This window comes from Pseudoxanthomonas sp. SL93, from assembly GCF_026625825.1.
Classification (GTDB): Bacteria; Pseudomonadota; Gammaproteobacteria; order Xanthomonadales; family Xanthomonadaceae; genus Pseudoxanthomonas_A.
Window position 1 is genome coordinate 492,811 of sequence record NZ_CP113065.1, and the last position, 24,972, is coordinate 517,782.

Sequence of the window (24,972 nt, forward strand, 5' to 3'; positions counted from 1 at the left end):
CCCCTTTCAGGGCGTGAAACCCGCGCTGCGTCGCCTTACAGGTAGCCGGTCAGCGCCGGCGGCTGCTGCCAGTTGTCGTGCGCGCCGTCCACGTAGGTGATGGGGGCGGCGTCCAGTTCATCGGGCGTGGCGTTTTCCAGGCATCCCAGGTTGACGCCGTAGATGCGCTCGCCGCCGGGAACGTTGTTGCCGATCCCGAACGGCCGCACGCCGCAGGTGCGGCAGAAGTGGTGCGAGTTGCGCAGGGAGTTGAAGCGGTACTCGACCAGTTCGCCTTCTCCTGCCAGCAGGCGGAAGCCCGCCGGCATCACGATGGCCGGCCAGAACCGGTTGCGCCGGCAGACCGAACAGTTGCAGCGGTAGGTCGGGCGGGTCAGGTCGATGTCGGCCTGGAAGCGCACGGCACCGCAGTGGCAGCTGCCGGTATAGGTCTTCAGCATGCGGCCTCCCGTGCCGATAACGACCGGGGGCCTGTCGGGGTTGCCCCGCTTGTCCCGGTCTGGTGCCGGAAGAATACTGGACCCCAGCCCGCCGGAGTCATGCATGCTGCAAACCATCGATGTTGGCGCCCTGCGGCCCGGCATGTACGTGCAGAAGCTGCTGGGTCCGTGGATGCAGCATCCGTTCTGGCGCACCGCGTTCCTGGCCGATGCCGAGAAGATCGCCACGCTGCAGGACAGCGGGGTGGAGCAGGTGGTGGTCGACCTGTCGCGCAGCCAGGACGTGGATGCCGACGAGGGCGAAGCCGATGTGGACGGGGGCGAAGCCGCGCCGGACGCCCTCGCCGAGGCGGACGATCCGGCAGGCGCGCCGGACCCGCTGTCCCGCCGCCGCGCCGTCATCGCCGCGGATGCCGGGGTCAGCCTGGCGTCCGAACTGGCGCGCGCGCGGCGGATCTGCGAGGAAGGACGTGAAGCGGTCGAGGCGATGTTCCGCGAAGTGCGCCTCGGGAATGGCGTGGATGCCTCCGGGGCCATGCCGCTGCTCGACGAGATCACCGGTTCGGTCAATCGCCATCCCACCGCCCTGGTCAGCGTCGCACGGCTGAAGGACGCCGACAGCTACACCTTCCTGCATTCGGTGGCCGTCAGTGCCCTGATGGCCATGCTGGCGCGGCAGCTGGAACTGCCGGAGGATCAGGTACGTGACGCCGCACTCGGCGGCCTGCTGCACGACATGGGCAAGGCCATGCTGCCGCTGGAGGTGCTCAACAAGCCCGGCAAGCTGACCGAAGCGGAATTCGCCATCGTGCGCGCCCACCCCGTGCACGGCGAGCGCCTGCTGCGCGAAGGCGGCGTCACCCAGCCGGCGGTGCTGCACATCGCCCGCCACCACCACGAAAAGGTGGACGGCATGGGCTATCCGCAGCAGCTGCGTGGCGACGAACTGCCCCTGCTCACGCGCATGAGCGCGATCTGCGACGTCTATGACGCCATCAGCTCCAACCGGCCCTACAAGGCCGGCTGGGACCCGGCCGAATCGCTGCGCCGCATGGCCAGCTGGAAAGGCCACTTCGACGACGACCTGCTGAAGGCGTTCGTGCGCAGCCTGGGCATCTATCCGATCGGCGCGCTCGTGCGCCTGTCCAGCGACAAGCTGGCGGTGGTGGTGGAACAGAACCCCGGCACGCTGCTGGCGCCGCGCGTGCGCGCGTTCTATTCCGCCCGCACCCGCAGCCACATCCTCATCGCCGACATCGACCTGGCCGCCAGCGGCGGCAAGGAACGCATCGTCGGCGTCGAGTCCCCCGCGCAATGGGGATTCCGCGACCTGGAGAAGCTCTGGCTGCCCTGAGCCGTCAGCGGGTGTCGATGTGCCGCATCGTCGTTCGTCGCAAGGTGAATCCCCTGCCTCAGGAGGCACACCATGCGGTTTCTTTCGATGATCCGGGTCAACGAGAACACGGGCCAGGTGCCCAGCGAGCAACTGATGGCCGACATGGGCCGGTTGATCGAGGAAATGACGGCCAACGGCACGCTGCTGGACACCGCCGGCCTGCTGCCCACCGCCCACGGCGCCCGCGTGCGCCTGCGGCAGGGCGCGCTGTCGGTGACCGACGGCCCCTTCACCGAAACCAAGGAAGTGATCGGCGGTTACGCCATCATCCAGGCCGGCTCGCTGGACGAGGCCATCGCCCTGGCCAAGCGCTTCCTGCGTGTGCACGGCGATGAGTGGGACCTGGAATGCGAAGTGCGGCAGATCGAAGACGCACTGACCTGCGCCACACCCACGCCCTGACCGAGCAGAGGACACCCTCATGAAGCAGACCTTCACCGGCAGCTGCCATTGCGGCGCCGTGCGTTTCGAATGCGACCTGGACCTGTCCGTCGGCACGCGCCGCTGCAACTGCAGCTACTGCCTGAAGACGCGCATGTGGAAGGCGTTCGCACTGGGCGATGCCTTCCGCCTGCTACAGGGCCAGGACATGCTGTCCGACTACCAGGCGGACCCGTCAGCGTGGCCGCCGGGCCACGTGCACCACTACTTCTGCCGGCATTGCGGCGTGCGCGGCTTCAGCAAGGGCTATCTGGAGCTGGAGCCCTTCAACGGCTGGTTCCACGCCATCAATGTCGCCACGCTCGATGGCATGACCGACGAACAGATGGCGGCCATCCCCGTGCAGTACGAGGATGGCCGGCGGGGCGACTGGGAACACCCGCCGAAGGCCCACGGCCACCTGTGAGCCCGGCCCGGGTCACGCCATGGCGGCGGCGTGGCGGGGCCGCCAGCCCAGCATGCGCGCAGGCAGCATCAGGAAGGCATGCAGGAATGCGAACAGCGCCGAGAAGGTGATGCCCAGCAGGCGGAACGGCAGGCACAGCAGCCATACGATCGGCCAGGCCACCAGCGCCAGCAGGGCGAGCGGCCAGCACAGCACGAACAGGATGCACCAGGCGGCCAGGGCGATGAGCGTCTTCATGAGGGGCGTCCAAGGGCAGGGAAGGGCGTGGCCGCAGCGTGCGATTGCCGGGTCGGCCAGGCAACCGTGATGCGACGAACCCGGGCAGGTGCAGGATCAAGCGCCGGTTCCGTTCCCCCAATCCGGACCCCTGCACTCCGGCACTGTCGTGCCCGCGCGGCCGGCGGAAAGAATGGGCCCGATCCGCTCCATCCTTCAGGAGGCACCGACGCCCATGCTGACCCCGCTTTCCCTCGTGTTCGCGGCCGCCGCCGCGGCAAGCCCCGCCACGCCCGCAGACGATGCGGCCACCCTGGCCGCCATCGAGGCCACCTGTTTCGACTATGTCGACGGCCAGCTCGAAGGCGATCCGCAACGCGTCGCCCGCGCGCTGCATCCGGACCTGGCCAAGCGCGCCGTCATCGGCGATACGCCCTACGAACGCCTCGGACTTCGTCGCATGTCGAAGGACGAACTGGTCGAACTTACCCGACAGGGGGCGCTGAAGACGCCGAAGGCGCAGTGGAACCGCAGCTGCCGCGTGCTCGACATCACCGCCGACACCGCTGCGGTCAGGCTGGAAACGCCTTGGTTCGTCGATCATTTCCACATGGGCCGGTTCGACGGCAAGTGGATCATCGTGAACGCGCTCTGGCACAGCAAGCCGCGTTGAAGGTCGCGTGCCTAACCGCGTGAAGGACAAGCGCCGCTGCGATATGGCGGCGCCATCGGTTGTACATGGCGCGTGAGGATTTCATTCGCTCACTCGCCACATCCATTAATCGTTCAGCGCGCCGGTCACGCCACCTTGATGCGTGATGCGGGAGGGTGTTCGTACGCAGCGTTCCGCTGCCCCGCCCACTTCCGGAGCCATTCAACGATGAACAACCAGACCAAGATCCAGCACAGCCTCAACGACCTCATCGAGATCGCCCGCGACGGCAAGGACTTCTATACCGAAGCCGCCAGCAAGGTGAAAGACGCCGAACTGTCCGCGCTGTTCACCCGTATTGTCGGCATCAAGGGCGACATCGTGACCCGCCTGAGCGCGGTCGTGGCCGCCGCCGGCGGTGATCCCGCCAAGCACGGCACCATGGTCGGCACCATGCAGCAGTTCTACGGCAAGGTGCGCGCCGCACTGGGCGACACCGAATACGGTTACGTGGCCGAGCTCGAGGAATCCGAGGACCGCCTGCTGAAGGCATTCAACGAAACCCTGACCGACAACGACACGCCCGCCGCCGCGCGTGCGGAGGTCGAGCGCCTGTTGCCGCAGGTGCGCGAGTGCCACAACGTGATGCGCGACCGCAAGCGCGCCCTCAAACTCGCCAGCTGATCCACCGTGGCGTCCAGCCACAGGAGTTGCAGATGAACAGGATTCCCACCGATACCCTCGTCGTCGTTGCCGACGGCGAGGGGGCGCGCATCTTCCGCAACCAAGGCAGCGAGGCGGCGATTTCGCTGCACCAGTACGATCTGCTGGAGCTGATGAACATGAATGACGACGGCCCGGCGGGCAGCATGCCCAGCGAGTCGTCCGGCAAGCAGGTCGATGAAGCCACCTTCGCCAAACAGCTGGCGCACGGCTTGAACCAGGGCGCGCTTACGCAGCAGTACCAGCATCTGGTACTGGTGGCAGACCCGGGCACATTGGGTCGCGTCCGTCCGCTGCTGCACAAGGAAGTCATGCAGCGCATGGTGGCCGAGGTCGGCAAGACCCTGACCAACTCGCCGCTGGAAGACATCGAGCGCGCGCTGCAGTAGCGGGTGAATCGCGCCGCCCCATGCGTGGGGCGGCGCGTCAGCGTTCGGGATACAGGAGCGTCAACGTGAAACGCACGCCCCAGTCGGGGCCATCACCGGGCGTTTCAAGGTAGTAGCGCACACCCCCGGCAAGGCTCAGCATCTGTCCGCCCCATTTCGTTACTTTCGAGTAACCGATGTTGACCGGAACATTCCAGGCGTCGCCCTTCCAGTCGTAACTGGATTCCAGGTTGAATGACAGCGTGCGGCCGCCGCTCAACTGTCTGGCCAGGAACGGTTGCAGGAACGTAGCGCTGACGTCCGCCCGCGCGTCTTCGCCGGCGACCGACCAGATATGGTTGGCCAGAACCCCGACCGTCCAGCCACCCGGGGTCTGTTTCAGGGCCAGGGCGCTCGGCCCCACACCCCACTTCTCGGCACCCAGCACGTCGTCGGTGGCCGTCGGCAGCAGGAACACCGGCCCGACGCCCCAGATCCAGCCGCCGGAAGTCGGCGCCTTCGGTGAAAAGAACAGCGTGGGCGTGGTGTCGCCGAGCCCGAACTGGCTGCCGGAGTTGCCGAACACGTCGTCCTGGTGGACGACCGGCACGATGACGCGGGTGATCAGGTTCCAGTCATCGGAAAGGGATGTCGGTATCACGGGTTGCACGTTGAGCAACTGCTTCGTGCCGTCCTCGCTCCCGATGTTGAAATCCGCGTTGTACTGCAATGGCACACTGATCAGCGAGGCCACCGGATTGGAGAGCTGCTTGGCCAGCTCGTCGGCACTGTCCTGTGCGTGCGCGGGGAGGCAGGCCGCGGCGACGGCAACGATCGTTGTCAGCTTCCACATGAGACCCCCGTTTGGCGCAGCGGGCTGGGCGAATCCATCATTGAGGACGCGCCGGTGGGAAAACAGTCCCAGCGTGCAGCCCGATGCGCGCGCCAGCCAGCGTAGTTCTACGCAGCGGTGGTGAGTAGAACTACGTGCCGGCAGGTGCAAGTGGAAGGCGCGGTTCGGTTCCCGGCCATCATCCGCCGGAGCACCCGGTCGCGTGATTCGTCCCTCGCTTCCGCCGGTGGCGCACAACGCTCAGTAGTTTTACTGCGCCTGCAGTCAGAAAAACTACGCTGGTGCATGTGGCGCGGGGCCGGCAACTTGCAGTCGCGCTTGTTCATTCCGACGCCGATGCCCACCGCCATGCGCCTGATCGGAGATCCCATGCGAACCCGCCGACCGCTTTCTTCCACCGCCCCGATGCTGTGCTCGCTGATCGTCGCGATGTCCTCGCTGCAAGGTGCCTCGGCCGGTGCGATGACCGGCGAGGAATCCAACGCGAAGGCGACGGCGGCGGCCGCTTCGTCGCTGTCGCCGCAGCAGGTGAAGACGCTGGCGAAGGACATCTACTACTACGCCTATCCGCTGGTGCTGATGGACGTCACCCGCGAACAGGCCGTCAACGTTCCCGACGCGACCACCGCGCCGATGCGCGCGCCCACCAACCAGTTCGCGCATTTCCGAAGCTATCCGAAGGCGGACGCAAAAGACGTCGTGCGCTTCAACTTCGATACGCTGTATTCCTTCGCCTGGGTCGACCTGGGCGAAGGACCGGTCGTGCTCAGCGTGCCCGACACCGGGGGGCGCTTCTACCTGGTACCCACGGTGGACATGTGGAGCGACGTCTTCTCTTCGGTGGGCAAGCGCACGACCGGCACCGGTGTGGGCCATTTCGCCTACGTGCCGCCCGGCTGGTCTGGCACGTTGCCCCCGGGCGTGGAGAAGATCCAGGCCCCGACGCCCACGATCTGGGTGATGGGGCGCACCCAGACCAACGGTCCCGCCGACTACGACAACGTCCACGAGGTGCAGGATGGCCTGAAACTGACGCCGCTCTCCCGCTGGGGCACCGCGTACGTGCCGCCGGCCACGTCGCCGGTGGCGGCAAACGTGGACGCCAGCACGCCGCCCCTCGTGCAGGTGGCCAACCTGTCGGGCACGGCGCTGTTCCAACGGTTCGCGGAGCTGCTCAAGCGGAACCCGCCGCATCCCAACGACTATCCGATCCTGTTCCGCATGCGCGCCTTTGGCCTGGTGCCGGGTGAGGGCTGGGATCCCGGCCAAGTGGATGCCGCCACACGCCAGGCCATCGACGCCGCCGCCAAGGAGGCCATGGCCGATATGGTTCGCACCATCAGGGGCCTGGGCCGGCATGTGAACGGCTGGAACCTGATGGAGAGCGGCATCGGCACTTACGGCACCGCGTATCTGCAACGCGCGTCCATCGCGCTGGGCGGGCTGGGGGCGAACCTGCCGGAGGACGCGGTGTACCCCACCGCGTTCCAGGACAGCGACGGCAAGCCGCTGGATGGCGCCAACGACTACGTCGTGCATTTCACGAAGGAACAATTGCCGCCCGCCGATGCCTTCTGGTCACTCACGATGTACGACGCCCAAGGTTTCCAGGTCGCCAATCCCATCGACCGTTTCGCCATCGGCGACCGCGACGCGCTGAAGTTCAATGCCGACGGTTCGCTCGATCTTTATCTCCAGCATCGCTCGCCCGGCAAGGACAAGGAGTCCAACTGGCTGCCATCGCCGGCTTCCGGCCAGATCGGTCCCACCCTGCGCATCTACGCGCCGCGCGCGAACGTGCTGGATGGTTCCTGGGCTCCGCCTGCGATCAGGCGCACGCGGTGACCGCGCCTCGCTGGATCCGCCTTGCACACCCCTTACTCCCCCCCCTGACAACGAGCTGAGGCATCCCATGCGCATCGCCCCCTGTCTGCCCGTCGTCCTGCTACTTGCATTGACTGCGTGCCGGAGTGAACAGGCCCCGGAGGCGGCGGATGCCACACCCGCTGCCGCATCTTCCACGCCGTCCCCGACCGCGCCACCCGCTGGCACCCCCGCGGCACCGGCCGCCACGCCACCGCCGGCGGACGCGGTGCCCGTCAACGCCGACAACTTCGCGCGTGCCGCGTCCGATCTAGCGTTCGCGGGGGTCCACAAGAACGGCGGCTTCGGCAAGTTCGACCACGTCAGGGAGGTGACGCCGCTGGACAAGCAGGTGGTTGTGCGGCAGAACCGCGACACGCTGTACTCCAGCGCGGTGTTCGATCTCGATGCGGGCCCGGTGACCATCACCCTGCCGGATGTCGGCACGCGCTTCATGTCGATGCAGGTGTTCGACCAGGACCAGTACACCCACCGCGTCGCGTACACGCCAGGCAAGTACACCTTCACCCGGGAGGACATTGGCACGCGCTATGTGCTGGTGGCACTTCGCATGCTGGTCAACCCCAACGATCCAGCCGACGTCACGCGCGTGCATGCACAGCAGGACCAGGTGCAGGTGAGCCAACCGGGTGGTCCGGGCACCTTCGAGGTGCCGCGATGGGACATGGCGGGCGTCAAGAGGATCAGCGATGCGCTCACCGTGCTGGGTGACTCGTTGCCGGACAAGAACCGCATGTTCGGCAGCAAGGCCGAGGTCGATCCGGTGCGTCGCCTGATCGGCGTTGCCACTGCCTGGGGCGGCAACCCCGAGAAGGATGCGATCTACCTCAACATCACCCCGGCCAAAAACGACGGCACCACGATCTACCGATTGACCGTGGGCGAGGTGCCGGTGGATGGCTTCTGGTCGGTGACGGTGTACAACGCCGAAGGCTTCTTCCAGGCCAACCCGCAGAACGCGTACTCCTTCAACAACATCACCGCGCAGAAGGAAGCCGACGGCGCCGTGAAGCTGCAGTTCGGCGGCTGCGATGGACAGGCAACCAACTGCCTGCCGATCACGCCGGGCTGGAACTACATGGTGCGGCTGTACCGGCCGCGCGCCGGAATCCTGGACGGCAGCTGGCGCTTCCCCGAAGCGACGCCAGTTGTCGCGTCACCCTGACACGGAATTCCGGCATCCCGGGGAGGTGGGATGCCGGGCATGCCGGCTCAGGCCGGCACCCGCGAGCGCTGGTCGCGCGCCGCTTTCCGGAACAGCTGTGCCGCCACCAGCCACAGCGCGACAAACACCAGCGTCAGCACGAACACGTGGCCCGCGCCGATCGCCAGCGTGATCAGCGACACCGCTGCCTGTGCGACGGCGGTCGCTTCCATCGCCAACGCCATGCCGCGCGCATGCAGGCGCGACGCGATGACCGCGAGCGCGCCGACCAGCAGCACGCCGAAGAACATCAGGTTGACCGGATTGTTTTCGCTGCCGATGATGCCGACGGCCAGATTGATCCACGTCAGCAGGAAGGCCGTGCCCACCGCCACGCCGGCCCCGAGCACGTAGGCGTGGCTGCGCGCCACCCTTACGGCCAGTTCGAATGCGGCGCATGCCAGGCCCAGCATCACGCCCATCACCGCGAAATCGGCGCCGCTCCATGCGACCTCGCGGGTGAACTGCATGGCCACCCAGGGCAGCGCCAGCAGGCAGCCCGCGCCGCCCCATACCACCCACCGCATGCGCCGCCACAGCGGCGTGCGCCCCATCGTCATGTTCGCCGCCATTGCCGTCTCTCCACGTGTGCAGGGCTGCCAGTCTGGGCGTGGCGCATGGTGGCGTGATGGCGCCCGTGTGAAGCGGACGCGAAGTCGCTGCCGCCCGTCGGCGGGCGAGTCTCAGCCCGTGCGACCGTGCGCCGGACAATCGGCGCGGGCACAGTCATGGGGAACGTTGCATGCGTCATTGGGATGGAAAGGCGGTGCGGGCCTATCTGCCTGCCGTGGTCGCGCTGGGCGTGGCCTATGCGTCGTCGCTGCTGCTGCCGGCGTGGCAGGCAAGTCCCGCGCGGGCCGGCCTCGCTTCGTCGCTCGGCTGGCTACCCTACGTGGCCCTGGCGGTCGCGGCGGCCCTGGGTACGTGGGTATCGGTACGGCTGTGGCGGTCGCAGTACGGGACGGCACTGGTCTGCGAATGCGGTGGCCTGCTCGGCAGCGAGCGGCGGGGCCGCCGGGGTGCATGGATCCGCAGCTGCCGCGACTGCGGCAGGCAGTGGAAACGGCCGGGATAGCGCGCGGCGGGTCGCGGTGCAGGGCGGGGGATGGAGTATCGTGCGCGCGGAAACCCCACGGAGTGAGGTGCCAGCATGGAACACCGCGCGTGAGCAGGCCGACCCCCGCGCATCGCCAGGAGCCCGAGCTGCTGCGGCGACTGCTGCGTGCGAAGGACCGCATGGACGCCGCCTCGCACGAGGCGTGGCCGGTGCAACGCCTTGCACGGGTGAGCCATGTCTCCGAAGCGCACTTCGCACGGTCGTTCAAGGACGCCTTCGGCATTCCACCGCACCGCTACCTGCTGACGCGCCGCATCGAGCGCGCCAAGGCACTGCTGCGCGACACCGATACGCCCATCCTCGAGATCGCCCTGCAGACCGGCTGGAACAGCCTGGGCACGTTCGGCCGCACCTTCCGCGACATCACCGGCGAGAGCCCGGGCGAACTGCGTGCGCGCGAACAGGCCGCCCGACACGCGCTGGAAAGCGTGCCGCACTGCTATGTCAGCGCCGCCTACCGGCCCGCCCTCACCACCGCAGTTTCGGAGAAGCGGCGGCAGGAGGGCGGTGATACAAAAGCGCCCTCATCCACGCAGGAGGTTCCATGAGCCAGGGTATCGGGGTGGTCGGCTTGTACGTCCGTGACCAGGACGAAGCGCTCGCGTTCTATGTCGACAAGGTCGGGTTCCGCGTGCACACCGATGCGCGCAACGGCGACTACCGCTGGCTGACCGTGCAGCATCCGGACCAGCCGTCCGTGCAGCTCGGCCTGTTCAAGGCACAGGCGCCGGTGCTGGACGACGCCACCGCACAGGCGGTCAACGAGATCGTCGCCAAGGGCGCCATGCCGCCGCTGGTGCTCAACGTGGACGATTGCCGCGCCGCATACGAGCGCATGCGCGCCAACGGCGTGGAGTTCACCCAGGCACCGGAAGCGCGCTACGGCAATGTCGACGCCAACTTCCGCGACCCCTCGGGGAACGGCTGGAAGATGATCGAGTCCCGGCGCGCGGCGCATTGAGCGCGCCCGCCTTCGTGTCGCCCTCACAGGAGATCGCAATGAACGGGAGCAAGTGGATCCGGCAATTCCACCGTTGGCTGTCCATCGCCTTCACGCTGGCGGTCATCGCCAACCTGCTGGTCATGGGGCGCGAAAAGATCGCCCTCTATGTGGGGCTGTTCACGCTGCTGCCCCTCGCGTTGCTGCTCATCACCGGCCTGTACCTGTTCGCGCTGCCGTACCTTGGCAAGGCGCGAAGCGGGGCACGCGGCGGGTAGGCAGCCACGCTGCCTTGCGCGGCATCGGCTGCCTCACACGATCGCCTGGACGCCTTGCTGCGCAGGGTCGTCCGCGCGACTGAGCATCACCTGCAGCGGGTCTGCCGGAAGGGGAGGGATTGCGTGTGGCAATGCCAGGCGTCGGTTGAGTACTCGTGCGGGTCAGGGTAGGTTGCCCTGACGGCGTCGTGCCACTTCAGCCCGCCGACCGGTTCCAACATTTCGCCAGGCAGAGGACGGCCCATGAAGTATCTGATTTCCTTTCCCAGCGCCGCGATGGTCGTATCCGGCGAGGAACTTGAAGCGGCGGGTCGCGATTCGCGCGCGGTGATCGAGCAGGCGAAAGTCGCGGGGGTGTACGTGTTCGCTGGCGGCCTCGATGAGGGCGTGCCGCCGGTGCTCGTGTCGGCGGAGGGTACGATCGTCGAGGGCGGATACCCGTGGGCGCCGCCGCTCAACGGAGGTTTCACCGTGCTCGAACTGCCGTCGCGCGAAGACGCCATCGCCTGGGCGGCGCGCATCGCGAAGGCGTGCCGCTGCGATCAGGAACTGCGGGTGTTCATGTTCGACCCGGCGTCGTGACGTGGTGCGCGCGCGGTCAACAGGATAGGTTGGGCTGAGCCTGCGAAGCCCAACATCGGCGTGTCGGACGATGCGCGATGTTGGGCTTCACTTCGTCCAGCACAGGCGATGGCGCGTGTTCCGCCAGCTGCGCAACATGCGGCGGCGTCGCCCTCAGTCCTCGATGGCTTCCACGCCCTGTCGATCCAGTTCCGCCAGGCGATCGCGCATCGTCGTGAGCTGTTCGGGCGTGTGCCCGATCCAGCCGTGCACTTCGGCCACCACGCGCAGTGGATCGCGCGTCCGATATGACCGGGTGGGATTGCCCGGGAAGCGCTGGTTGGTGAGGTTGGGATCGTCCTCGAACGGGCCGGTCGGTTCGACGATGTAGATGTGCCCGCGGCCTTCGCCGGCCGCAAGCTCTGCGCCCCATGTGGCGGCTTCCAGCATCGCGGTCAAGTAGACGTACCTGGCGATGCGGCGCTTGCCGAAGTTGGAGGTGCAGCCCGCGACGATCAGGTCGCCGGGAGCCAGCTGGGCCTTGGTGCCGTGGTAATAGATCTCGGTATCGCGCATGGGGGTGTGGCTCTGGTGGCCTGCCATATCGACAGGCCGCCGATACTGCCGCCGGCGCCGGGCCTTGCCGCAAGCCCCCCGGCGTTATATAAATTGAGGGTGGGAGGCGCAGCGCGTCTCCCTTTTTTGTGCGTTTGGCTGATGACTGACACCCGGCATGCATGGTGCTACCGCGTCGCGAGGCTTGCCGGTCGTCCGTAAGCAATTGCAGTCTGACCCTTGGTTCCCCGACTGCTGTTCCGGGTCTTGCCCGGGTAACGGGCTACCGGGGCGGCGGTACCGAGATTCCCTCGTCCGTCTGCACGACCGGTTTCATGCTGCCGTCTGCGTTGTACTGCAGATGCTCGACCGTGACCGCGCGCCGGCCGATCGCACCATGCTGGTCTCCGATCGCCAACGCGGCGTTATGCAGGAACAGGTACCAATTACCCTTGAACTGGGCAATGCCCGGGTGGATGGTGAAGCTGTACTTGCCCGAGCCGGTCAGTTCGCCGCGGTAGGTCCAGGGGCCCTGGATCGACGGTGCGGTTGCATACGAGACCTTCTCGTCACGATGCGCGGCGCGGTCGAGTGACGCGTAGGTGAGGTAGTACGTCGAACCGCGCTTGTGCAGCCATGGGCCTTCCTCGAAATGCGGCGGCGTGATTTCGGTGATGGGGCCGTCGATCTCGATCATGTTGGGCTTCAGCCTGGCGATGTAGCACTGGCGATTGCCCCAGGCGATCCAGGTGCTGCCGTCGTCATCGGTGAACACGGTCGGGTCGATGTCTTCCCAGCTGTGGGTTCCCTTGGGGGTCATCGCGTTGGTGATGAGTGCCGATCCTTTGGCATCGACGAAGGGGCCGGTGGGGCTGTCCGACACGGCGACGGCGATGGCCTTGCCGGGATGCGTGTCGTCGTGTTCGACGGCGGCATAGAACCAGAACCTGCCGTCCTTCTCGATGGCTTGCGACGCCCACGCGTCGGCTTTCGCCCAGCGGAAGTCGGTCGCCTTCATGATGGGGCCGTGGTCAACCCAAGTGGCCATGTCCTTGGTCGAATAGACCCGCCAATCGCGCATGTTGAACATTTCGTCGCGCTGCGCTTCGTCATGGCCGACGTAGAGGTACAGCGTGTCGCCGACGACCAGCGGAGCGGGATCGGCGGTGAACCTGTCGCGGAACAGCGGATTTGCGCGGGGCGTGGGCGCCGCATCGTCCTGCGCACCGGCCGGTGCAGCGACCAACAACAGCGTCGCAAGCGCAAGGCAGCCTGCGAGGGTGAAGAGGCGACGGGATTTCACCTGCATGGTTGTTCTCCGGGAAGGCGCGAACGGGATGCCTGTTGGGCCGGGGCGAGTATAGGCGCGGATCCGGGCAGGAGCGGGATGGGCGCGAAATGGCACTCTGACTCTTGCTTTTTGAACCCATCCTACGGGCTGGATATGGAGCATGCCGATATCCGGCCGCGAAGTGTCCCAATACCGTCAGGGCGGATAGAATCAAATCACACTTTGGGGGGTGCGTATGGTCGCTGATCGGGAAGAGCCAGAGCTTGACCAACTTCAAGTAAGTTTGGCTAAGCTGCGCGAGGAATATGCGAGGAACCGGAAGCGCGCGGAAGCCGAAGCGAAAAGGGCTCGTGAACGAGAACTTAGAAAGCAGCTTTATCTCGGTATTTTCGCAGTGTCTTTTGGAGTGTTGGGCCTAGGTTCTGCTCTGCTACCAGTAGGTAACTTGTCCGGCCTTGTCGGAAAGCAGAAACAGGAGGAGACTGAGCTAGTGCAGTCGGTAAAGACGTTGCATGAAAGAGTGGCCTTCATGGAAGGCCAGCTAAGAAACGCCAACGAGCGTTTCAAGGCTTTGGTTCAAACCTCAGATCTAAATTCAAAGACAGAGGTTGCAGATCTTAAGTCATCTCTTGCTGAGCTAGACGCGCGAATGGCGCGCATCGAGAGTGCGATATCTAATGAACCAGAGCGCGCTCTGACGGTGCCACTGCTGCGGAAGGATCTTGATTTTGCTGTTGAGAAGATCGAGATGAGCTCCTTGCAGATCAATTCCATAGCGAACGGACTGGATAGTCTACAAAAGCTAATTCTTGGCGGCATGGGAGCTTTGCTAGTTGCAGGTCTCGGCTGGTTCTTGAATGCGTTGTATGAGCGCAAGAAGGCTAGGGACGCTACACCTACGGGCTAGTTCTCCGAAAATGGCACTCCGACCCCTATTTTCGCTCCGACCCCTATTTTCGAGGCGTGTACCAGCCATCCCATGTAAAGGTCTTCGAAACTTGTTGACCACACCTAGTAGCCCGCCACGTAGGGTCGTCCTGCTCGTAGGCGCAGAACACGCGCTTCAATTGACCGTCATGAATGTTCCAGAGCATGCGGAGGACGGGCTTCTGGCCAGATGCTGGTTGCTTCGGCCGCAGCTCAGTCATGTAGAGATCATGGCCATCTTGTTCCAGGCGCAGAGTCCCCACAGTGACATTGGGGTCATCGCCATGCTTGGCTCCAGCGCGTCTGGAGTAACGCTGTTTGAAGTCGTTTAGAACGTGATCGTTCATAGCGGCAATCACCTCTGGAGTGACGTTGGCATCACGCTTCTCAGGTGGAAGAATCTCGGCTGCTACCGTTACTTCAATCTTGGACGGAACGGTGTCTTCGATCGCTGCGCTGGTGTCTTTACCTGCGGCCTTGTTCTCGGAGTAGGCGACCCCAATAACGCTAACGCCTCCCAATACTGCGAAGACTATCCAGCCAAACAACGGCCGGAAAAGGGCAACTGCGACACTTGGAACCAATGAGATCAAGCTGAGTCCGAGTGCTGACGCATAGGTAAAAATGATCCCGATAACACCTGGTTCGATTCCAACGGAGCCGGTGAGAACACTTGTTGCGAAGTAGACCAGCCATGGGCCGATAAGAAGCAATGCCAGCACATGAAGCAGCCGGCCCGGCCACACCCTACGTGGTTGCGTCGTTGTTGCCATTGCGACCTCCCCGAGCCAGCGGTCTGCCGGCGGGCAAGACTATTGCAAGCATACCCCCAGTTGTCACCTGGGCGCATGGGCTATATTCGTTAGCGCGTAGGATGGGTTGAGCGAAGCGATGCCCATCGTCATGGAGCTGACATTCCGCAATTGATGGGTATCGCCTGCGGCTCAATCCATCCTACGGGATGCTTGGGGCACACAAACGAAAAAACCCCGGAGGTCCGGGGTTTGAGCTTGGTGCCGAAGGTGGGATCCTGCGCCGCCGAGTGGGATGTCTCGTAACGCTTTGTTTGTAAAGAACAAATATAGGCGCTTTTTGCGACGGTTAGGGGGTTGGAACGTAATGGTTAAGGGAGTCCCATGGGCGCTGATAGACTTTCCACACCTGCTAGACGGCGTGCGCGGTGGTCGCACGCGCTAGGACAGTTGGCTTGAGCGAAGGAGCGCCGATGGGGGACCCCAACAACCCGGTGAGACGAATCGCAAGCACGTTCGGCTTGAGAGAGTCCCTGACCCATATCTGGTTCTACGGAGTGCACATCGGGTATCGGTTTGGCCTGCCATTCGAGTACCCCCATTCTAGAGACGGCCTTCATCAGCAGATCGGCAAATACCTGCAGGAGTTTCATCTTGATCTCCATGCTAGGGAAATCATCTTGTATGGCGTTAAGAACTCTAGAGCGACTCGGAGTCTGCGGAACTGGCATGATTTAGCAAGTTTCCACAATGCCATCAATGATTTCTCCAACAAGATGTCGGGAGCTAAAGCCGATCTCTGGCTCACTCTGCATCGTCTAGGCCATCAGCAGGTACCGTACTTCGAGCGCGCAAACTCGGACTACATTGGGCGCCACTGGCTGCTCTTCCGCCAAGCTTCGATGGCAGGACTGCTTGAGAGCGCTTTCGGTCTGACGGCGTTCGAGTACATGCTCTTGGTGGCCGGGGTCTATACGGTCTATCTACAGCGTCCTGAAGCGAATCTTGAGGTGGAACTTGGGTCACTAGGCCTACCACCAGCTGCACTGAAGGCTCGCATTGCCAGTCTTGCCTCAACCGCACAAGCCGTTCGTGACCGGTTGACAGCTGGTCATAGACTCGACACCAGTTGGGCCTACACGTTTAACCACCTAGTTGAGACCCCACTTCTACGCCTTCGTTCGGATTCGCCGGATGCGTTGTTCTGTCCTAGACCGCCATTGGTCGTGAGGCGATTGCTCGCGGGCGCCTACTTCGATTTGGTGAGGACTGCCGGCTTTCCTAAAGCCTTTGGAGACGCGGTGGAGTCCGTTGTTGGAGAGCTACTGCAAAGAGTTGGGCCGGCACTGATGGTTGAGAAGCCCAATCCCTACACAACCGGAGGAGGAGTGAGACACGGTTCGGATTGGCGGGTTTCCGATGCCACCGGTCAAGTTTTTGTGGAGTGCAAGTCGGCGCGGATTCCTCTCCAGGCTCAGATCGCGCTTGTCCCAAACGATGTTGTCGCTGGAATGAGCCGGCTAGCTGCGGCTATCACACAGAACTATTCGAATATCTCTGACGCACTCGCTGGCAAAACGGATTGGCTTAACGATGGACGACCAGTCTTCTCGCTCGTGGTCACGCTCGAGGACTGGATACTCTTCAGCCCGCTGTCGTCTGACGCACTTGACAAGCAAGTCAGGGAAGGAGTTGCTGGAAAGGGTCTGCCAGCAGCACTGGTAGATCAGGTGCCGTACATTGTCGTGCCCGTTAACGATCTACCAGATCTTACGGATGCCATGAGCTTGCGTGGGTGTGGCCCACTACTGACAAAAAAATCGAGTAGTAAATACCGTCAGTATCAGATGGCGCCCTTCTTGAATGAAGTGGAGCCGGAACTCCAAGCAAAATCGGAGCCGTTCTTGGAAGAGAAGCGCGATCTTTTCGCAGAGTTTGAGCGGCGATTCAAACGCACTGGCCACTGATTGCACATGCTAGCAAGATGGAGCAGCCGATGTGGCAAGCTGAAGTTTGCGCGTAGGATGGGTTGAGCGAAGCGATACCCATCGTCATGGAGCTGACATTCCGCAATTGATGGGTATCGCCAGCGGCTCAACCCATCCTACGGAAATGCTCAGGGCACAGAAACGAAAAAACCCCGGAGGTCCGGGGTTTGATCTTGGTGCCGAAGGTGGGACTCGAACCCACACGCTTTTAAGGGCGGCGGATTTTGAGTCCGCTGCGTCTACCATTCCGCCACTTCGGCGCGGATGCGGAGTATAGCCGACCCGGGCCGGGCACCGACAGGGGCAGGGCATACAGCCCCGCCCATCGCGGCCTCAGACCACCTTGTCCGTGCCCAGCAGGCGCTCGCCGCGGCTCTGCCAGCCCTCGAAACTGCCGTCCTCTTCCGGCGTGAACACCCCACAGCGCACCATCGTGCGCTGGTACACGTGCAGGCTGACCGCGATGGCCTTGTCGCTGGGGTTGCGGATGGTGTGGTACTCGTGCGGCGGGATCAGGCTGCCCGCCGAGCCCGTGCCGGCCTCGATGGTGCCCGCCGCCACGAAGCGGTAACGCTGCGCATCGTGCTCGGCCAGCTCGTACTGGGTGATCTCCAGACGACCGCGCCACACCCCCTCCACGCACCACATGCCCGAATGGTCATGGATCTTGGTGCCTTGGCCGGGGCCCCAGGTCATCGCGATGACGCTGTAGCCGTGCTCCGGACTGGTGTACAGCTCGCGGCGCGCGTAGTGATCGGCGATGGGTTCCAGCACGCAGCCGGGCAGCGAAACCTCTTCATCGCAGATCAGCGCACACAACGACTTGCGCAGCGCATCGGTGACCGCGCGGTCGTCGCCCAGGGCAACAGCGGCGTCCAGCGAAGCAATCAGCTTGTCTGAACCGGGGAAATCGAGGGACATGGGACGGGCCCGGTGAAAGTGTGGGCCCATTTTAGCCGCTGCCGGCGGGCAGGGGGTCGTGCGCTGCGGGACGGCTTGCCGTTTCCCGCCCCGGCCGGGCGAAGCACGCCCGGCGTTCGAATGACCCGCGCGGCATGCCGCGCAGGCGGGTCATCCTCACCCCCGCTCGCAGGGAGAAGGGAAAACCGCTCAGATCGTCGCCAGGAAGTCGCCCACCGCCGGCCCGAAGCGCTCGAAGTCCACCAGGAACGCGTCATGCCCCTGCGGCGATGCCAGCGGCAGGAATTCCGCCTGCGCGCCCCCGGCGGCGAGACCCTCGGCGATCTGCTCCTGCTGCTGCAGCGGGAACAGGATGTCGGTGGCCGCGCCGATGGCCAGCGCACGCTGCACGCGGATGGTCGCCAGCCCCGCCAGCACGTCGCCGCCGGCCTGCTTGCCGTCGGCGTATTCGGCCAGGTCGAACCAGTCCATCGAGCGGCTGAGGTACAGGTAGCAGTTGGGGTCGAAGCGGCGCACGAAACGGCGCGCATGGCCTTCCAGGTAGCTCTCCACCTGGAACTCCAGGCCGAACGGATCCTCGTCCGGGCGATCGGACTCCAGGCGCACGCGACCGAAGCGGCCATCCCATTCCAGCGCCGAGCGGTAGGTGATCACGCCCAGCTTGCGCGCCATGCGCATGCCCGATTCCGGATAGGTGTCGTCGTCGTACTGGCCGTGGTTCCAGTTCGGGTCCAGCCGGATCGCCTCGCGCTGCAGCGAACGGATGGCGATGGAGAACGGCAGCGCCTGCGCGCTGCCGGAGATGTTGATGTGCGTGCGTGCCGCGCCCGGGTGCAGCAGCAGGAAGGCCAACGCGGTCATGCCGCCCATCGAGTTGCCGATGATGCAGGCCAGCTGCGCGATGCCCAGTCCGCGCACGACCTCGAACGCGGCATTGGCGCCGTCTTCCACCGAGAGTTCGGGGAAGTCGAGCCGGTACAGCGTGCCGGTGGCGGGGTTGACCGACGCCGGGCCGGTCGAGCCCTTGCAGCTGCCCAGCGAGTTGACGCAGACCACGAACCAGCGGTCGGTGTCGATGGGCTTGCCGGGGCCGACCATCGCCTCCCACCAGCCTTCCTCGCTGTTACCTTCATTGCGTGCGGCATGCGCATCCGGCGACAGCCCGGTGACGATCAGCACCGCGTTGTCGCGCGCCGCGTTCAACGTGCCCCACGTTTCGTAGGCCACGCGCGCGCCGTGCAGCTCACCCCCGCGCTTCATGCGGAAGGGCGAGGGGAGAGGGTGGAAACGGGTGCCGGGGGGGATGAATTCGGTCATCGGCGCAGTGTAGGCAATGCGGCGGGGCGATGCCATTTCATGGATGCATCGCCATGTTGCGTGCAGACGCCGTGATGTGTGGCTCTCCCTCTCCCCGCGCGGAGGGAGAAGGGAGCTGGTTTGTTCGAACAAGAAAGCGCCTTACGGCACCACGCGATCGATCGTCAGCGTGTACGGGGTGCCGGGCTTGACCTCGGCGGTGACCGGGGTGGCTTCCAGATCGCCGGCCTGCGCGGTGACATCGCCGGCCTTGGAGATGCGCGCCACCAGTTGCACCTGCGTCAGCTGCGAGAGCTTCATCGTCGGCATGGGGCTGTCGCCGTCGCCCAGGGCGAGGGTGATGGGGAAGGCGGTGGCGGGTACGCGCTTGGCGGCCACCGGCATGGGCGGGCCACCCACCTGCCGCGCGAACACGAACAGGGTGTCGCCGGTGGCCAGCTTCGCCTTCAGCGCTGGCGCCACGTCCACCGTCACGGTGAGCAGGGCCGGGCCGGCATCGGCAGCGGCGGGCGTGGCGGGCTCGGCCAGCGGCGGCAGGCCGGCTTCGCTGCGCGCTTCGTTGATCTGGGTACGCAACGTGGCGGCGGTGTTGGGATCGACCTGCGCCAGCAGCGGTTCCCAGGTCTTCGCGGCCTCGGCGGGCTGTCCGTTCTGCCGCTGCGCCACGCCCATGAACCAGCGCCCGCGTTGCTGCGCGGGATTGATCTGCAGGGCCTGTTCCAGCAGCTGCACCGCGATGGCGTCCAGCTTCTTCTGCGGATGGTTGAACAGGCGCGCCTGCGCGCTTTCCACCAGCAGATCGGCATCGCCGGGCAACAGCTGCACGGCGCGCTCGAACGCCTGCTGCGATTCGGCGAAGCGCTCCTGCGCGGCGTACGACTTGCCCAGCAGGCGCCAGCCTTCGGGTTCGTTGGGGTTTTCCTTCAGTTCCGCTTCCAGCTGCGCCACGGCTTCGTCCAGCGTGGCGGGCATGGCTGCGGTCGCGTCCGGTTGCAGCGCGGCGGGCGTGCCGACCACGCGGTACAGCGCGAAGGTGGCGATGCCCAGCGCGGCCACGCCGCCCAGCACCAGCCCGCGCGCGTTGCGCCACAGCGGCGACAGCACCGCGAGCAGCACGGCCACGGTCAGGCCCACGGCGAGGATCGCGAAGGTCGTCATCACCACTCCTGATCGTCATCAGCCGGCGGCGCGGGGCGTTGTCCGCGGCGGGCGACGATGCGCCATACCACGATGCCGCCGGCCAGCAGCAAAAGTACCGGGCCGAACCACAGCACGTAGGTGCCGGGTGCCATCTCTGGCTTGTACAGCACGAACTCGCCGTAGCGTTCCACCAGGAACTGCTTCACTTCGGCATCGTTCTTGCCCTGGCGCATCAGGTCCAGCACTTCACGGCGCAGGTCGTGCGCGATCTGCGCGTTGGAGTCGGCCAGCGACTGGTTCTGGCACATCACGCAGCGCAGTTCGGCGGTGAGGCGGTGGAAGCGCGCTTCCTCGGCGGTATCGGTGAACTGCAGCGGCGTGGGATCGCTGGCCTGCGCGAAGGCGGGCGCGGCGACGGCGACCAGCAGGGCCAGCAGCAGTACGCGCAGCATGCGGATCGGCAGGGTGGGAGTCATTGCGCGGCTTCGATCTTTTCCAGCGCCGGGATCAACTGCTCGGCGATGATGGTGTCATCGATGGCGCCGACATGCTTCCAGCGGATGATGCCGTTGCCGTCGACCAGGAACGTTTCCGGCGCACCGTAGATGCCCCAGTCGATGGCGGTGCGGCCTTCGAAGTCAGCGATCACCAGCATGTAGGGATTGCCGAACTGTTCCAGCCAGCGCAGCGCGTCGTCGCGTTCGTCCTTCAGATTGTAACCGACGAAGCGCACGCGCTTGGTCAGCGCGAACTTGGTCAGCACCGGGTGCTCCACGCGGCATTCCGGGCACCAGCTGCCCCAGACGTTCATCACGTAGGGCTGGCCGGCGAGATCGGCGGGCGTGACGCGCTTGCCGGGTTCGTGCAGCAGCGGCAGGTCGAACGCCGGCGCGGGCTTGCCGATCAGCGGGGAAGGCAACGACTCGCGGTCAGGGCGATCGGACTGCTTCACGCCGTAGTACAGCAGGCCCATCAGGCCGACGAAGAACAGGCCGATGATGACCACGGCAAAGGTCAGCGCACCGCGCGAGCGCGGCGGCGAGGGCGGAAGTTCGGATGCGTGGTTCATGCGGTGCGCGCCTCGGGGTTGCGACGGAAACGCCGGTCGGTGGCGGTGACGAAGCCACCCAGCGCCATCAGGGCGGCGCCCAGCCAGATCCAGCGGACGAAAGGTTTGATGTGCACGCGCAGCGCCCAGGCGCCATCGCCGAGCGGCTCGCCCAGCGCGACGTAGACATCGCCCAGCACGCCGGGCTTGATGCCGGCTTCGGTCATCACCTGACCGCCGCTGGCGTACGCGCGCTTTTCAGGGTGCAGCAGGGCGATGGGGCGGTCGTCGTGCAGTACCTGCACGTGGCCGCGGTCGGACAGATAGTTGGGCCCCTGGGTCTCGTCCACACCCTGGAAATGGAAGCCGTAACGGCCCGCTTCCACCGTCTGGCCCGGCCTGACGGCCAGCTCGCGCTGCACGTTGAGCGCTTCCACCAGCAGCGCGCCGACCACGAAGACCGCGATGCCGGTGTGGGCCAGCGTCATGCCCAGCATTTCCGGCGTGAAGCGCCCCTGCGCGCGCAGCCGCGACCAGACGAAGCGCAGCGTGCCGAAGCCGACCCACGCGGCGCCCAGGATGCCGGCGGCGGCCTTCAGCTTGCCCTGCGGGGCGAGGTACCAGGCGATGGCGGCCAGCACCACGGCGAGCACGGCCCAGGGCACCAGCATCGCCACCGGCCTGCCGGTGTTCTCGCGCTGCCATCGGGTCAGCGGGCCGAATGGCACCAGCGCCACCAGCGGCGCCATCAGCACGATGAACAGCAGGCTGAAGTAGGGCGGACCCACGGAAATCTTGCCCAGGTCCAGCGCATCGGCGATCAGCGGGTACAGCGTGCCCAGCAGGATCATCGCGCAGGCCGCTGTCAGCAGCAGGTTGTTGGCCAGCAACAGCGTCTCGCGCGAGTTGGCGGCGAAATACGCCTTCTCCGATTCGCCGTCGGCCAGCTGCGGTGCACGCCAGACATACAGCAGCAGCGAACTGCCGATCACCACGCCCAGGAAGATGAGCACGAACAGGCCACGGGTGGGATCGGCAGCGAAGGCGTGCACGCTGGTCAGCACGCCGGAACGCACCAGGAACGTGCCCAGCAGCGACAGCGAGAAGGCGGCGATGGCCAGCAGCAGCGTCCAGCCGCGGAACACGCCCCGTTTCTCGGTGACCGCCTGCGAGTGGATCAGCGCTGCACCGACCAGCCAGGGCATGAAGCTGGCGTTCTCGACCGGATCCCAGAACCACCAGCCGCCCCAGCCCAGTTCGTAGTACGCCCACCAGCTGCCCAGGGCGATCCCCAGCGTCAGGAAGCCCCAGGCGATGTTGGTCCACGGCCGCGTCCAGCGCAGCCAGCGCGCATCCACGTGGCCATCAAGCAGCGCGGCGATGGCGAACGCGAACGGCACCACGAAGCCGACGTAGCCCACGTACAGCAGCGGCGGATGGATGATCATCCCCGGGTCCTGCAGCAGCGGGTTGAGGTCGCGCCCTTCGCCGGGCGACGGCAGCAGGCGGATGAAGGGATTGGAGGTGAAGATCAGGAAGGCGAGGAAGCCGATGGCGACCACGCCCATCACGCCAAGCACGCGTGCCATCACCACCTCCGGAAGGCCGCGCGAGAACAGCGCCACCGCGCCGGTCCAGATCGCCAGCACCAGCGCCCACAGCAGCAGCGAGCCTTCGTGCGAGCCCCACACCGCGGTGTAGCGGTAGACCATCGGCAGCAGCGAGTTGGAATTGCTGGCCACGTACTTGACCGAGAAATCCTGCGTCACGAATGCAGCGGTCAGCACGATGAAGGCCAACGCCACCAGCGACAGCTGCAGGTACGCGGCGGGGCGGGCAACCGCCATCCAGGTCGCCTTGCCGCGATGCGCGCCCGCAAGCGGCAGCACGGTCTGCAGCATCGCCACCAGCAGCGCCAGGATCAGCGCGATTTGTCCGAGTTCAGGGAGCATCAGTCATCCATTCCGTCGTCCCGCGATGCCGGGAGAGGGTGCCGCAGGCGGGTGAGGGGGAAACGGTGTTCGTCGACGGATCGGGCGTATCAAACAGGCGCGAGGGTTCACGGCGATCAGGCAGGGCAGGAGCGCCGCTCATCCGCCCTTGGGGCACCTTCTCTCCGCCGGCGGAGGGAAGGAAACGACGCGCGCTGGCGACCATCAATCGGGCGATCCGGCAGGCGCAGCCTGCACGTCGTGTTTCTGGTGGGCCTTGCCCATCTTGTCGGCCACTTCCTTCGGCATGTACGCCTCGTCGTGCTTGGCAAGCACGTCTTCGGCGACGAACACGCCGTCCTGCATGGTGCCGGTGGCCACCACCGCCTGGCCTTCGCGGAACAGGTCCGGCAGGATCTTGTCGTAACGCACCGTCAGCTGCGCGTCGCCGTCGGTCACGCGGAAATGCGAGGTCAGCGAGCCGCTTTCGCGCTTGAACGAGTTCTTCTCGACCATGCCGCCCAGACGGAAACGGGCGCGTTCGCTGGCATCGCCGCGCAGCACTTCGGCAGGCGTGTACAGGTAGGCGACGTTGCGCTGCAGCGCCATCGCGATCAGGGCGGTGGCCAGCGAGGCCACCACCACGGCCAGCAGTACAAACAGCAGGCGGCGGCGTCGGGTCGGGTTCATCGGCTTAGCTCTGTCGGTGTGTTGCGCCTGCTGTCACGCGCGGCGCGCAGGCGGGCGGCGCGCAGCTCGCGGCGAACCTGCAGGCGCGGGGCGATGAAGTCCCAGGCCAGCACGGCAGCGAACACGGCGTAGGCGCCGACCACGTATTCCAGGTAGGTCATGCCTTCTCTCCCGCGGCGCCGGCGGCAAGGCGGGCCACCCAGTCCTTGCCCGACTCGCGGCGCAGGTTGTCGGCGCGCGCGCGCGCCAGCAGCGAGCCGGCGAACCAGAACTTGGTGGCCAGCACCATGAGCACCAGCGGCAGCACCATGCTGCCGTCCATGCTGGACTCGCCGAACACGCGGATGGTCTGGCCCTGGTGCAGCGAGTTCCACCACACCACCGAGTAGCGGATCACCGGCAGCAACGCGACGCCGACGATGGCCAGCAGGCCGGCCGCGCGCGCGGCCGAGCGGCGGTCATCGATGGCCCCGTACAGGCCCATCACGCCCAGGTAGAGGAACAGCAGGATGAGTTCGGTGGTCAGGCGCGGGTCCCAGTCCCACCACGTGCCCCACATCGGCTTGCCCCAGATACTGCCGGTGGCCAGGGTGATGACGGTGAACGCGGCGCCGGTGGGCGCGCAGGCCATCGCGAGGATCTCGCACAGCTTGATGCGCCAGACCAGCGCGATGGCCGCATAGAACGCCATCAGACCGAACACGAACATGCTCATCCATGCGCTGGGCACGTGGATGTACAGGATGCGGAAGCTGTCGCCCTGCTGGTAATCGGCCGGCACCACGAATAGTGCCTGCCACAGGCCCACGCCCATCAGCAGCACGGCGGCCAGGTAGCACCACGGCGTCCAGCGCGCCGCGAAGCGGTCGAAGTACGGCGGCGAGCCAAGTTGGTGGAACCAGCGGAGCAGTGGGTTCATACGGCCTGGGAAAT

31 protein-coding genes and 1 tRNA gene are annotated in these 24,972 nt (G+C 65.6%); 15 read left to right on the forward strand and 17 right to left on the reverse strand.

The features are described from left to right. Positions 1-35: 35 nt before the first annotated feature. Positions 36-440 carry a GFA family protein gene (locus tag OVA13_RS02235; protein ID WP_267792202.1) on the reverse strand — a complete coding sequence of 135 codons (405 nt, stop codon included), beginning with the start codon at positions 438-440 and terminating at the stop codon, positions 36-38. Positions 441-543: 103 nt separating this feature from the next. Here OVA13_RS02235 and OVA13_RS02240 point away from each other — a divergent pair, with 103 nt between their 5' ends. From OVA13_RS02240 to OVA13_RS02250, 3 genes are all read left to right on the forward strand, one after another. Further along, positions 544-1,794, forward strand: a complete 1,251-nt coding sequence (locus OVA13_RS02240; RefSeq protein ID WP_267792203.1) for an HD-GYP domain-containing protein — start codon at positions 544-546, stop codon at positions 1,792-1,794. A 72-nt stretch (positions 1,795-1,866) separates the two neighbouring features. Then, complete coding sequence (locus tag OVA13_RS02245; protein WP_267792204.1) at positions 1,867-2,238, forward strand: YciI family protein; 372 nt, start codon at positions 1,867-1,869, stop codon at positions 2,236-2,238. Positions 2,239-2,257: 19 nt separating this feature from the next. Beyond that, positions 2,258-2,683 carry a GFA family protein gene (locus OVA13_RS02250; RefSeq protein WP_267792205.1) on the forward strand — a complete coding sequence of 142 codons (426 nt, stop codon included), beginning with the start codon at positions 2,258-2,260 and terminating at the stop codon, positions 2,681-2,683. Between the two features lie 12 nt (positions 2,684-2,695). On the opposite strand, the gene OVA13_RS02255 is transcribed toward OVA13_RS02250, so the two are convergent. Continuing rightward, entirely contained in the window at positions 2,696-2,920 is a 225-nt protein-coding gene (locus OVA13_RS02255; protein WP_267792206.1) for a hypothetical protein, read from the reverse strand. Between the two features lie 214 nt (positions 2,921-3,134). On the opposite strand from OVA13_RS02255, the gene OVA13_RS02260 reads away from it, so the two are divergent. The 3 genes from OVA13_RS02260 to OVA13_RS02270 all read left to right on the forward strand — a co-directional run bounded on the left by OVA13_RS02260 (position 3,135) and on the right by OVA13_RS02270 (position 4,663). Beyond that, on the forward strand, positions 3,135-3,572 hold the full coding sequence (locus tag OVA13_RS02260; protein WP_267792207.1) for a nuclear transport factor 2 family protein: 438 nt from the start codon (positions 3,135-3,137) through the stop codon (positions 3,570-3,572). Positions 3,573-3,779: 207 nt separating this feature from the next. Beyond that, complete coding sequence (locus OVA13_RS02265; RefSeq protein WP_267792208.1) at positions 3,780-4,235, forward strand: PA2169 family four-helix-bundle protein; 456 nt, start codon at positions 3,780-3,782, stop codon at positions 4,233-4,235. 32 nt (positions 4,236-4,267) lie between these two features. Then, entirely contained in the window at positions 4,268-4,663 is a 396-nt protein-coding gene (locus OVA13_RS02270) for a host attachment family protein (RefSeq protein WP_267792209.1), read from the forward strand. Between the two features lie 37 nt (positions 4,664-4,700). Here the strand turns inward: OVA13_RS02270 and OVA13_RS02275 are convergent, their stop codons facing one another. Continuing rightward, positions 4,701-5,495, reverse strand: coding sequence for a transporter (locus OVA13_RS02275; protein ID WP_267792210.1), 795 nt, complete (start codon positions 5,493-5,495; stop codon positions 4,701-4,703). A 369-nt stretch (positions 5,496-5,864) separates the two neighbouring features. Here OVA13_RS02275 and OVA13_RS02280 point away from each other — a divergent pair, with 369 nt between their 5' ends. Together OVA13_RS02280 and OVA13_RS02285 are read left to right on the forward strand one after the other, a co-directional pair. Next, positions 5,865-7,340, forward strand: coding sequence for a DUF1254 domain-containing protein (locus OVA13_RS02280; protein WP_267792211.1), 1,476 nt, complete (start codon positions 5,865-5,867; stop codon positions 7,338-7,340). 67 nt (positions 7,341-7,407) lie between these two features. Next, on the forward strand, positions 7,408-8,544 hold the full coding sequence (locus OVA13_RS02285; protein WP_267792212.1) for a DUF1254 domain-containing protein: 1,137 nt from the start codon (positions 7,408-7,410) through the stop codon (positions 8,542-8,544). A gap of 47 nt (positions 8,545-8,591) precedes the next feature. Here OVA13_RS02285 and OVA13_RS02290 read toward each other — a convergent pair whose 3' ends face one another. Continuing rightward, the gene (locus OVA13_RS02290; RefSeq protein WP_267792213.1) at positions 8,592-9,155 is read right to left on the reverse strand and encodes a hypothetical protein; all 564 of its coding nucleotides are present in this window, start codon (positions 9,153-9,155) and stop codon (positions 8,592-8,594) included. Between the two features lie 170 nt (positions 9,156-9,325). Between OVA13_RS02290 and OVA13_RS02295 the strand changes: the two genes are divergently transcribed. The 5 genes from OVA13_RS02295 (at position 9,326) to OVA13_RS02315 (ending at position 11,500) form a co-directional block, all read left to right on the forward strand. Continuing rightward, positions 9,326-9,658 carry a hypothetical protein gene (locus OVA13_RS02295; protein ID WP_267792214.1) on the forward strand — a complete coding sequence of 111 codons (333 nt, stop codon included), beginning with the start codon at positions 9,326-9,328 and terminating at the stop codon, positions 9,656-9,658. 161 nt (positions 9,659-9,819) lie between these two features. Next, positions 9,820-10,248, forward strand: a complete 429-nt coding sequence (locus tag OVA13_RS02300; protein ID WP_267793605.1) for a helix-turn-helix transcriptional regulator — start codon at positions 9,820-9,822, stop codon at positions 10,246-10,248. After that, positions 10,245-10,661: a VOC family protein gene (locus OVA13_RS02305; protein ID WP_267792215.1), complete on the forward strand. Its 417-nt coding sequence runs from the start codon at positions 10,245-10,247 to the stop codon at positions 10,659-10,661. Before OVA13_RS02300 ends, OVA13_RS02305 begins: the two co-directional genes overlap by 4 nt. A 38-nt stretch (positions 10,662-10,699) precedes the next feature. Then, positions 10,700-10,918, forward strand: coding sequence for a hypothetical protein (locus tag OVA13_RS02310; RefSeq protein WP_267792216.1), 219 nt, complete (start codon positions 10,700-10,702; stop codon positions 10,916-10,918). A 243-nt stretch (positions 10,919-11,161) separates the two neighbouring features. After that, entirely contained in the window at positions 11,162-11,500 is a 339-nt protein-coding gene (locus tag OVA13_RS02315; protein WP_267792217.1) for a YciI family protein, read from the forward strand. A 153-nt stretch (positions 11,501-11,653) separates the two neighbouring features. On the opposite strand, the gene arr is transcribed toward OVA13_RS02315, so the two are convergent. Beyond that, positions 11,654-12,055 (reverse strand): NAD(+)--rifampin ADP-ribosyltransferase, encoded by a 402-nt coding sequence (arr, locus tag OVA13_RS02320; RefSeq protein ID WP_267792218.1) that lies wholly within the window; start codon positions 12,053-12,055, stop codon positions 11,654-11,656. A 262-nt stretch (positions 12,056-12,317) separates the two neighbouring features. Further along, the gene (locus OVA13_RS02325; protein WP_267792219.1) at positions 12,318-13,343 is read right to left on the reverse strand and encodes a glycoside hydrolase family 43 protein; all 1,026 of its coding nucleotides are present in this window, start codon (positions 13,341-13,343) and stop codon (positions 12,318-12,320) included. A 217-nt stretch (positions 13,344-13,560) separates the two neighbouring features. Here OVA13_RS02325 and OVA13_RS02330 point away from each other — a divergent pair, with 217 nt between their 5' ends. After that, positions 13,561-14,232, forward strand: coding sequence for a GumC domain-containing protein (locus OVA13_RS02330; RefSeq protein ID WP_267792220.1), 672 nt, complete (start codon positions 13,561-13,563; stop codon positions 14,230-14,232). A 43-nt stretch (positions 14,233-14,275) separates the two neighbouring features. Here OVA13_RS02330 and OVA13_RS02335 read toward each other — a convergent pair whose 3' ends face one another. Further along, on the reverse strand, positions 14,276-15,025 hold the full coding sequence (locus tag OVA13_RS02335; RefSeq protein WP_267792221.1) for an ABC transporter permease: 750 nt from the start codon (positions 15,023-15,025) through the stop codon (positions 14,276-14,278). 500 nt (positions 15,026-15,525) lie between these two features. On the opposite strand from OVA13_RS02335, the gene OVA13_RS02340 reads away from it, so the two are divergent. Further along, the gene (locus OVA13_RS02340; protein ID WP_267792222.1) at positions 15,526-16,971 is read left to right on the forward strand and encodes a hypothetical protein; all 1,446 of its coding nucleotides are present in this window, start codon (positions 15,526-15,528) and stop codon (positions 16,969-16,971) included. A 195-nt stretch (positions 16,972-17,166) separates the two neighbouring features. Here the strand turns inward: OVA13_RS02340 and OVA13_RS02345 are convergent. The 10 genes from OVA13_RS02345 to OVA13_RS02390 all read right to left on the reverse strand — a co-directional run bounded on the left by OVA13_RS02345 (position 17,167) and on the right by OVA13_RS02390 (position 24,958). Then, a tRNA-Leu gene (locus OVA13_RS02345) sits at positions 17,167-17,252 on the reverse strand. Between the two features lie 73 nt (positions 17,253-17,325). Continuing rightward, entirely contained in the window at positions 17,326-17,913 is a 588-nt protein-coding gene (locus tag OVA13_RS02350; RefSeq protein ID WP_267792223.1) for a cysteine dioxygenase family protein, read from the reverse strand. A 189-nt stretch (positions 17,914-18,102) separates the two neighbouring features. Then, a complete protein-coding gene (locus OVA13_RS02355; protein WP_267792224.1) occupies positions 18,103-19,230 on the reverse strand; it encodes a homoserine O-acetyltransferase MetX in 1,128 nt (375 codons plus the stop codon). A 141-nt stretch (positions 19,231-19,371) separates the two neighbouring features. Continuing rightward, a complete protein-coding gene (locus OVA13_RS02360) occupies positions 19,372-20,388 on the reverse strand; it encodes a tetratricopeptide repeat protein (RefSeq protein ID WP_267792225.1) in 1,017 nt (338 codons plus the stop codon). Next, positions 20,388-20,846: a cytochrome c-type biogenesis protein gene (locus OVA13_RS02365; RefSeq protein ID WP_267792226.1), complete on the reverse strand. Its 459-nt coding sequence runs from the start codon at positions 20,844-20,846 to the stop codon at positions 20,388-20,390. Before OVA13_RS02365 ends, OVA13_RS02360 begins: the two co-directional genes overlap by 1 nt. Further along, positions 20,843-21,439 carry a DsbE family thiol:disulfide interchange protein gene (locus OVA13_RS02370; protein WP_267792227.1) on the reverse strand — a complete coding sequence of 199 codons (597 nt, stop codon included), beginning with the start codon at positions 21,437-21,439 and terminating at the stop codon, positions 20,843-20,845. The genes OVA13_RS02365 and OVA13_RS02370 overlap by 4 nt, the downstream gene beginning before the upstream one ends. Next, positions 21,436-23,370, reverse strand: a complete 1,935-nt coding sequence (locus OVA13_RS02375; protein ID WP_267792228.1) for a heme lyase CcmF/NrfE family subunit — start codon at positions 23,368-23,370, stop codon at positions 21,436-21,438. Before OVA13_RS02375 ends, OVA13_RS02370 begins: the two co-directional genes overlap by 4 nt. A gap of 204 nt (positions 23,371-23,574) precedes the next feature. Then, positions 23,575-24,039 carry a cytochrome c maturation protein CcmE gene (gene ccmE, locus OVA13_RS02380; RefSeq protein ID WP_267792229.1) on the reverse strand — a complete coding sequence of 155 codons (465 nt, stop codon included), beginning with the start codon at positions 24,037-24,039 and terminating at the stop codon, positions 23,575-23,577. After that, the gene (gene ccmD / locus OVA13_RS02385) at positions 24,036-24,200 is read right to left on the reverse strand and encodes a heme exporter protein CcmD (RefSeq protein ID WP_267792230.1); all 165 of its coding nucleotides are present in this window, start codon (positions 24,198-24,200) and stop codon (positions 24,036-24,038) included. The genes ccmE and ccmD overlap by 4 nt, the downstream gene beginning before the upstream one ends. Next, on the reverse strand, positions 24,197-24,958 hold the full coding sequence (locus OVA13_RS02390; RefSeq protein WP_267792231.1) for a heme ABC transporter permease: 762 nt from the start codon (positions 24,956-24,958) through the stop codon (positions 24,197-24,199). Before OVA13_RS02390 ends, ccmD begins: the two co-directional genes overlap by 4 nt. Positions 24,959-24,972: the final 14 nt, after the last annotated feature.

Excerpts from the sequence above, each read along its gene's own strand:
- OVA13_RS02235 (WP_267792202.1), bottom strand. The coding sequence starts at position 440 with ATGCTGAAGACCTATACCGGCAGCTGCCACTGCGGTGCCGTGCGCTTC.
- OVA13_RS02240 (WP_267792203.1), top strand. The coding sequence starts at position 544 with ATGCTGCAAACCATCGATGTTGGCGCCCTGCGGCCCGGCATGTACGTG.
- OVA13_RS02245 (WP_267792204.1), top strand. The coding sequence starts at position 1,867 with ATGCGGTTTCTTTCGATGATCCGGGTCAACGAGAACACGGGCCAGGTG.
- OVA13_RS02250 (WP_267792205.1), top strand. The coding sequence starts at position 2,258 with ATGAAGCAGACCTTCACCGGCAGCTGCCATTGCGGCGCCGTGCGTTTC.
- OVA13_RS02255 (WP_267792206.1), bottom strand. The coding sequence starts at position 2,920 with ATGAAGACGCTCATCGCCCTGGCCGCCTGGTGCATCCTGTTCGTGCTG.
- OVA13_RS02260 (WP_267792207.1), top strand. The coding sequence starts at position 3,135 with ATGCTGACCCCGCTTTCCCTCGTGTTCGCGGCCGCCGCCGCGGCAAGC.
- OVA13_RS02265 (WP_267792208.1), top strand. The coding sequence starts at position 3,780 with ATGAACAACCAGACCAAGATCCAGCACAGCCTCAACGACCTCATCGAG.
- OVA13_RS02270 (WP_267792209.1), top strand. The coding sequence starts at position 4,268 with ATGAACAGGATTCCCACCGATACCCTCGTCGTCGTTGCCGACGGCGAG.
- OVA13_RS02275 (WP_267792210.1), bottom strand. The coding sequence starts at position 5,495 with ATGTGGAAGCTGACAACGATCGTTGCCGTCGCCGCGGCCTGCCTCCCC.
- OVA13_RS02280 (WP_267792211.1), top strand. The coding sequence starts at position 5,865 with ATGCGAACCCGCCGACCGCTTTCTTCCACCGCCCCGATGCTGTGCTCG.
- OVA13_RS02285 (WP_267792212.1), top strand. The coding sequence starts at position 7,408 with ATGCGCATCGCCCCCTGTCTGCCCGTCGTCCTGCTACTTGCATTGACT.
- OVA13_RS02290 (WP_267792213.1), bottom strand. The coding sequence starts at position 9,155 with ATGGCGGCGAACATGACGATGGGGCGCACGCCGCTGTGGCGGCGCATG.
- OVA13_RS02295 (WP_267792214.1), top strand. The coding sequence starts at position 9,326 with ATGCGTCATTGGGATGGAAAGGCGGTGCGGGCCTATCTGCCTGCCGTG.
- OVA13_RS02300 (WP_267793605.1), top strand. The coding sequence starts at position 9,820 with ATGGACGCCGCCTCGCACGAGGCGTGGCCGGTGCAACGCCTTGCACGG.
- OVA13_RS02305 (WP_267792215.1), top strand. The coding sequence starts at position 10,245 with ATGAGCCAGGGTATCGGGGTGGTCGGCTTGTACGTCCGTGACCAGGAC.
- OVA13_RS02310 (WP_267792216.1), top strand. The coding sequence starts at position 10,700 with ATGAACGGGAGCAAGTGGATCCGGCAATTCCACCGTTGGCTGTCCATC.
- OVA13_RS02315 (WP_267792217.1), top strand. The coding sequence starts at position 11,162 with ATGAAGTATCTGATTTCCTTTCCCAGCGCCGCGATGGTCGTATCCGGC.
- arr (WP_267792218.1), bottom strand. The coding sequence starts at position 12,055 with ATGCGCGATACCGAGATCTATTACCACGGCACCAAGGCCCAGCTGGCT.
- OVA13_RS02325 (WP_267792219.1), bottom strand. The coding sequence starts at position 13,343 with ATGCAGGTGAAATCCCGTCGCCTCTTCACCCTCGCAGGCTGCCTTGCG.
- OVA13_RS02330 (WP_267792220.1), top strand. The coding sequence starts at position 13,561 with ATGGTCGCTGATCGGGAAGAGCCAGAGCTTGACCAACTTCAAGTAAGT.
- OVA13_RS02335 (WP_267792221.1), bottom strand. The coding sequence starts at position 15,025 with ATGGCAACAACGACGCAACCACGTAGGGTGTGGCCGGGCCGGCTGCTT.
- OVA13_RS02350 (WP_267792223.1), bottom strand. The coding sequence starts at position 17,913 with ATGTCCCTCGATTTCCCCGGTTCAGACAAGCTGATTGCTTCGCTGGAC.
- OVA13_RS02355 (WP_267792224.1), bottom strand. The coding sequence starts at position 19,230 with ATGACCGAATTCATCCCCCCCGGCACCCGTTTCCACCCTCTCCCCTCG.
- OVA13_RS02360 (WP_267792225.1), bottom strand. The coding sequence starts at position 20,388 with ATGACGACCTTCGCGATCCTCGCCGTGGGCCTGACCGTGGCCGTGCTG.
- OVA13_RS02365 (WP_267792226.1), bottom strand. The coding sequence starts at position 20,846 with ATGACTCCCACCCTGCCGATCCGCATGCTGCGCGTACTGCTGCTGGCC.
- OVA13_RS02370 (WP_267792227.1), bottom strand. The coding sequence starts at position 21,439 with ATGAACCACGCATCCGAACTTCCGCCCTCGCCGCCGCGCTCGCGCGGT.
- OVA13_RS02375 (WP_267792228.1), bottom strand. The coding sequence starts at position 23,370 with ATGCTCCCTGAACTCGGACAAATCGCGCTGATCCTGGCGCTGCTGGTG.
- ccmE (WP_267792229.1), bottom strand. The coding sequence starts at position 24,039 with ATGAACCCGACCCGACGCCGCCGCCTGCTGTTTGTACTGCTGGCCGTG.
- ccmD (WP_267792230.1), bottom strand. The coding sequence starts at position 24,200 with ATGACCTACCTGGAATACGTGGTCGGCGCCTACGCCGTGTTCGCTGCC.
- OVA13_RS02390 (WP_267792231.1), bottom strand. The coding sequence starts at position 24,958 with ATGAACCCACTGCTCCGCTGGTTCCACCAACTTGGCTCGCCGCCGTAC.